This is a genomic window from Pseudoalteromonas sp. SG44-8 (assembly GCF_014164125.1).
Taxonomy (GTDB): domain Bacteria; phylum Pseudomonadota; class Gammaproteobacteria; order Enterobacterales; family Alteromonadaceae; genus Pseudoalteromonas; species Pseudoalteromonas rhizosphaerae.
This window is the reverse complement of sequence record NZ_JACJEQ010000029.1, coordinates 44,123-50,122: the sequence shown is the minus strand read 5'-3', so window position 1 is coordinate 50,122 and position 6,000 is coordinate 44,123. Positions and strand designations below refer to the sequence as shown.

Annotated in this window: 5 protein-coding genes and 1 pseudogene; 2 read left to right on the top strand and 4 right to left on the bottom strand. The window is 38.6% G+C overall.

Features of this window, described 5'->3' with window-relative positions:
- Positions 1 to 39 precede the first annotated feature (39 nt).
- Positions 40 to 870: a S1 RNA-binding domain-containing protein gene (locus H5163_RS17570; RefSeq protein WP_182719011.1), complete on the bottom strand. Its 831-nt coding sequence runs from the start codon at positions 868 to 870 to the stop codon at positions 40 to 42.
- Between the two features lie 2 nt (positions 871 to 872).
- Positions 873 to 2,201 (bottom strand): DEAD/DEAH box helicase, encoded by a 1,329-nt coding sequence (locus tag H5163_RS17565; RefSeq protein WP_182735630.1) that lies wholly within the window; start codon positions 2,199 to 2,201, stop codon positions 873 to 875.
- A gap of 215 nt (positions 2,202 to 2,416) precedes the next feature.
- Here H5163_RS17565 and H5163_RS17560 point away from each other — a divergent pair, with 215 nt between their 5' ends.
- Positions 2,417 to 3,424, top strand: coding sequence for a rhodanese-related sulfurtransferase (locus H5163_RS17560; RefSeq protein WP_182730596.1), 1,008 nt, complete (start codon positions 2,417 to 2,419; stop codon positions 3,422 to 3,424).
- 577 nt (positions 3,425 to 4,001) lie between these two features.
- Here the strand turns inward: H5163_RS17560 and H5163_RS17555 are convergent.
- A complete protein-coding gene (locus H5163_RS17555) occupies positions 4,002 to 5,069 on the bottom strand; it encodes a linear amide C-N hydrolase (RefSeq protein ID WP_182735629.1) in 1,068 nt (355 codons plus the stop codon).
- A gap of 296 nt (positions 5,070 to 5,365) precedes the next feature.
- Between H5163_RS17555 and H5163_RS21480 the strand changes: the two are divergent.
- A pseudogene (locus tag H5163_RS21480) lies at positions 5,366 to 5,469 on the top strand (transposase); the annotation flags it as partial.
- 95 nt (positions 5,470 to 5,564) lie between these two features.
- Here H5163_RS21480 and H5163_RS17550 read toward each other — a convergent pair.
- On the bottom strand, positions 5,565 to 5,906 hold the full coding sequence (locus H5163_RS17550) for a hypothetical protein (RefSeq protein ID WP_149982479.1): 342 nt from the start codon (positions 5,904 to 5,906) through the stop codon (positions 5,565 to 5,567).
- Positions 5,907 to 6,000 lie beyond the last annotated feature (94 nt).

The window sequence follows — 6,000 nt, the reverse complement described above, 5'->3', positions numbered from 1 at the left end:
CCGCTGACCGCTGACCGCTGACCGCTGACCGCTGACCGCTTACTTAAGCCTAATAGCCTTAGCTTCAATATCAATTAGGCCTTGCTTAAACAAACCGCCAATGGCTTTTTTATAATTTGCTTTACTGGTTGAGAAAACTTTTTTAATTGTCTCAGGATCCGATTTATCACCTAAAGCAATAACACCGCCTTCGGATTTTAATCTATCCATTATTTTCTCACCCAAGTCACTTACTTTAGCCATACCTGGTTTTTCAAGAATAACGTCAATTTTTCCGTCTTCACGTACTTTTTGAATAAATCCAGTTAAGCGTTGGCCAACAAACATGTTTTTAAACACCATGTTGTAAAATATAACGCCGTAATGTGCTTCTTCTATTAATACTTTATAGCCAATATCGGTTTTGCCAGCGACAATTAACTGTACTTCTTGCAGCGGGGCGTACTCAGGCTCCGTTTTATTGATAAAACGATTAAAGTTATTTGATGCACAAATACGGCCACTGGCGTTATCTAAATACAAACGTACTAAATAAGAATAGCCTTCTTGCATTCTTGGCTTTTGTTCGTTGAACGGTGCCAGTACATCTTTATCAAGCCCCCAATCTAAAAAAGCGCCAATGCTGTTGATTTCTTTAACACGAAGTAGGGCGTATTCACCTACTTGAGCTAACGGCTTTTTAGTTGTTGCAGTGGCGAGATTAGCATTATCTAAAAAGATAAATACGCTGACACTGTCGCCAGCTTCTAGCTCATGTTTAATTTCACTGCTTGGTAAAAAAACTTCACCCAGATCATGACCATCAAGGTACGCGCCTTCGTTACTTACTTCGTTAACGAATAGGGTTTGGGTGGTTCCAAGGTAACTCATAATTATTCCTGTTCTGGCTTTTTACGACGGCGCATTGGTGCATCACCATCAATATTAAGAGGGGCTTTGATTGGCGCTTGTGGCTTTTTAGGTTTTGCTTTGCGTTTAGTCACAGCTTTTACTTTAGGCTTTACATTTTCTTGTGCTTTAGCCCATGTTGCATCAGGTTTTGGTTCGCGTAAACCTTTAAACTTACCTTTTAACCCTGCAACGGTATGAAACTCAAGTTCATCATTTAAGAATGATTTAATTGCTTTATAGCTTAACCAATCTTTAGGACCGACCAGTGAAATAGCGGTACCTTTAAAGCCAGCTCGACCAGTTCTACCAATACGATGCACATACTCTTCAGCGTGTTTAGGTAAATCAAAATTGATTACATGAGTTACGCTCAGTAAATCAAGACCACGAGAGGCAACATCGGTGGTTATTAAAATTTTAAAGTTTTCACGGCTAAAGCCGTCCATGATATCTAAACGTTTATTTTGTGCTAAATCACCTGCTAATGCTTGGGCTTTAAAACCTTTAGCATTAAGTGATTCGCTTAAACGGCTGGTATCTGTACGAGTCGCTGTAAATATAATGCATTGCCCGACCTTGTCTTGCTTTAAAAAATGCTCAAGCAGCGCTTCTTTATGATCAAGGTGATCTGCTAAATATAAGCTTTGTTTAATATCTGAATGTTGTTCGTTAGCCGCACTAAGGGTAATTTGTTTTGGCTTTTTCAGTAAATTACGTGATAACGCATCGACTTGTGCATGATCCAGTGTCGCTGAAAACAATAATGTTTGGCGCAGGCGATGATCTGCTTGCTCGTTGATCATCTTTAACTGTGGAGTAAAACCTAAATCTAAAATACGGTCAGCTTCATCAAAAATAAGTAACTCAAGGCCACTTAGCTGTAATGAACGCTGAGTTAAGTGATCGGCTAAACGACCCGGTGTAGCAATAACAAATTGCGGGTCGTTACGCAGTGCTTTAATTTGATCATTAAAGTTTTCACCGCCTAATATTTTCACCGCTTTAATATTAGTACCTGCAATTAGCAGGCGAAGTTGGGTAAATACTTGGGTCGCCAGTTCACGAGTAGGCGCCACAATAAGCACACGAGGATCACGTTTACTGAGCGCCTTTTGTTTCATAACCCGTTGAACAGCAGGTAATAAAAATGCCAAGGTTTTGCCCGACCCAGTTTTAGACTGGGCGAAAATGTCATGGCCTGCAAGTGCGGTGGGCACTGCATGGGCCTGAATATCAGTGGGCTGGGTGATCCCTTGATGCGCTAATTGTGTTTCAAGGCGAGTATCAATCCCAAGATCAGTAAAATGCAAAGTGTGTTTCTCCAAAATGAGCAATTTGTTTGGGTATAAATAATTTCGCTATTATAGCGCAGTCCCGAGTGCGGCTAACAGTAAAAAGCCAATTATCACTGCTTTTTTTGCATTTAATTAGAAAAAGCGTAAAATACGCGCCCTCAATATGTATTATGCGCCGGATTTACGATTCGGTTACCGCCAATAACGGCTAAAGCAAAATAGGAATCACCATGACTGCTGTCCATAAAGACAATGTAACCAGCGAGCACTTTGTTGTATGTGCACTTTATAAGTTTGTTTCTTTACCTGAATACGAAGCCCTACGCCAACCATTGTTAGATGTGATGGAAGCCAATGAAGTACGTGGTACTTTATTAATTGCCGCAGAAGGTATCAACGGCACAGTTTCTGCCAAGCGTGAAGGCATTGACAACCTTTTAAGCTGGTTAGACAGCCAACCGAACCTTAATAACATTGTTAGCAAAGAATCATTTGATGATGAATGCCCGTTTTACCGTACTAAGGTAAAACTAAAAAAAGAAATCGTCACAATGGGTGTTGAAGGGATTGATCCGCTGAAAGTGGTTGGCAGTTATGTAAAACCACAAGATTGGAATGCATTGATCTCAGATCCTGAGGTTATTTTAGTTGATACCCGTAACGATTATGAAATCGAAATTGGTACTTTTCAAAACGCAGTAGACCCAAATACTAAAACATTCCGCGAGTTTCCGCAGTGGGCGAAAGAAAACCTCGATCCGAGCAAACATAAAAAAGTAGCTATGTTTTGTACTGGTGGTATTCGCTGTGAAAAATCAACTGCTTACATGAAAGAGCAAGGTTTTGAAGATGTGTACCATCTTGAAGGCGGCATTTTAAAATACCTAGAAGAAGTACCAAAAGAAGAAACCATGTGGGAAGGTGAGTGCTTTGTATTTGATAATCGCGTAGCAGTCGATCACGACCTACAAAAAGGCTCATACGATCAATGTCATGCGTGTCGTATGCCAATCACTGAAGACGAAAAACTCAAACCAGAGTACATGGAAGGTGTTTCGTGTCATCATTGTATTGATGATGTCACCGACGAACAACGTGAACGATTTGCTGAGCGTCAAAAGCAAATTGAATTAGCGCAAGCTCGTGGCGAAGGCCATATTGGCAACGAAGCACAAGCCGTATTACAAAAGCGTAAAGAGGCTAAAAAAGCACAAAAAGACGCACAGCGTAAAAAGTAATTTAGTAGAGTTATTACTATCGTTTTATAAAGCCTCAGCATTGTCTGGGGCTTTTTTAATGGTAATCAAGATTGAATAAATTTAATCCTTAGGGTTTTATTGCACAATAACAGCCCCCTAATTCAAAAGGTAAGATATTATGTTTCGGATCATCTTGACCTTTGCTGCTCTCATCTAATTTTTGTGCTGCAAGTACAGCACAAGAGCTTTTTCAACAATAAACTGCGCTTGAGTTACATGGAGGATGTTGCGTTTTATAAGAGTAATAATAACCAAGCAATTAAAGATAAAGAGCCTGAAATTTAGATACTGTTATCGGGCCTGCGCTGAACAAATTTCATCACTGTTGCCAAAAGCGGCATTGACCTAGCTTTTAGAGTTTTTCAGCAACAGTGGGGGATATATAAGTAATTGGATACGTTTAAGATCTAAACGATATATGAGCACATATAATATGAGCAACACAGAATTTCTGAATAGTTACAAACTTTAGTTCGCAGTTTACTAGGTTTTAAACTTGCTATATTAAGTCCACAACTAATATCGATCATTGCGGACTTACACTGTAAACTAATTTTTAATATGGATTACTATCTAACCCTTTAAATTTAAAGGGTTTTGATTTAATAAAATAAGAACTGGATTCCCCAGCATAAGTCTGGTTTTTATCTAATGCCAACTTCATGACATCTGCATTTTTTTCAAAGTTCACTTTATTAAAGTCTACCCAAACAACATTTGGAGTAAGCGCATTTTCAAAGTAGTAAATTAAATTCCCCTGATCAGCAACAACTCTCCAGCGAGTGTTAGATAAGTGAGGTTGCCCCTCGATTGCAATTCCATAAGGAACTGAAACATTACGGACAACGCTAAACACACTTGCGGCTGCGATTTTAGGGTCACTAGTTTGTGGTAATACGCTCAAGTAATAAGATGCTCGAACAAAACGATCGGCGGCTTTACCAGTACCTGGGAGAAAGTCTTGACCAGAGACCGTATCCCAATAGCTCTTTATAGCAAGTTGTTGTTCATATACAGGGTCATTAGTCATCACTTTATATGAACGATCATGATGTATTTTTAATTTGCCAGCTATGTACTCAAAAATAGCACTATCTCCGCTTGCATCAGATAATGATAAGTGAACTGTCGTGAACTTATCGGTGTCAGGAATAAAGTCTGATACAACTGCAAACTTTTCTTGTTCGAAAAACTTTACCGCCTCATCAACAGTTGCGAAATTATCAAGCGCGTACTGTGCCCAAGCTGCAATAGTAAGACCTGGACGCTCACCATCATAATCAAATTTGGGATATTCAGATGCTACCAACCATAATAGGTTTGCAACTAGTCCTTTTTCATTCATTCCGTCAGGTGCTGCAATATCCCATGAGCTAGCGACTACGCTTCCATACTTTGAACGCCATCTAATTGAGTTAGGCCCAACCTCACCATTACGCTCAATCCCCTTGGGGAAAATCCATAAATTTGCAGGGATATTAATAGAAAAATCCATACTTCTACCGGTCAACACCGTGTTATCTGGGCCATGATAAACAAGGCGAGTACACGCATTAACTTTTGCGTTTAGTAGCATAGTAGAAATCAGAAAAATTTTAGTAGTCGTTGCAATAAATTTTTTCATATCTAGGACCCTTTTTTAAATTATGTCTCAGTCTGCACAAAGTACCGCAAATGTTATGCAAATAAACCTTTCTTGCACCTAGGCTGTACCTGGAATAAGACATCAGATCACAAAAGATAAAACCACATCATTTGATGACCAATACAAACTTTAAATTTTAGCTCATTTTTTCTATGTTATTAGTGAGATTAGAATTTATTTATATTTTTAAAAGGAAAAAGTAAACACGCATTCTAAAGTATGTATTTTCCATATTATTAATTTTTAATTAGTCCAAAATACAAACTGGTTGATACATGGCAATTGCAAGGAAACGTCAAATAAATTGTGTGGATACGGTTATTACCATTGCGTATCCCGTGGCGTGCGTCGTGCATTTTTATGTGGTGAGTATCTTTTTTAGGTAAATAATTGTGATAGGTGTCATCTTAAGTTTTAAATAAGCGTGTTAATACGGTGATGTTTTTATTAAATCACCATGTATACATGCTAACTTTAGATTAATGTTTTTAAATGCGCTTCGGCGGCATTGGTGAGCTGTTCAGGTGTCATGTCTTTAGCGTTATCTACAGCAATAGTGCATTGCTCTAGTGTGTACACATCTTTTTTATACATAAAAATCAGCGGCTCACAACCGTCCTCTTTAGCTTTTGCTGATGTCCAATAAACGGCTGAAAATTCAACATTGCCATGTTCGTAAGACTCAACGCTAACTTCTCCGCTGTGATCGAATTGTAGTTGTTTAGAAAGCTGTTCACTAATGTTAATAAGGTTGACCAAAAATACGGCTTCTTGGTGTGTAATACCATGTATATCGGTAAATTTTTGCTTAAACATAATTGTCCTTTTAAATATAAACTAGCAGAGTGGACCCTAATAAAAACTATTGTTGCATACTATACCTGTTTGCCCACTTACTCAAAAGTACTTA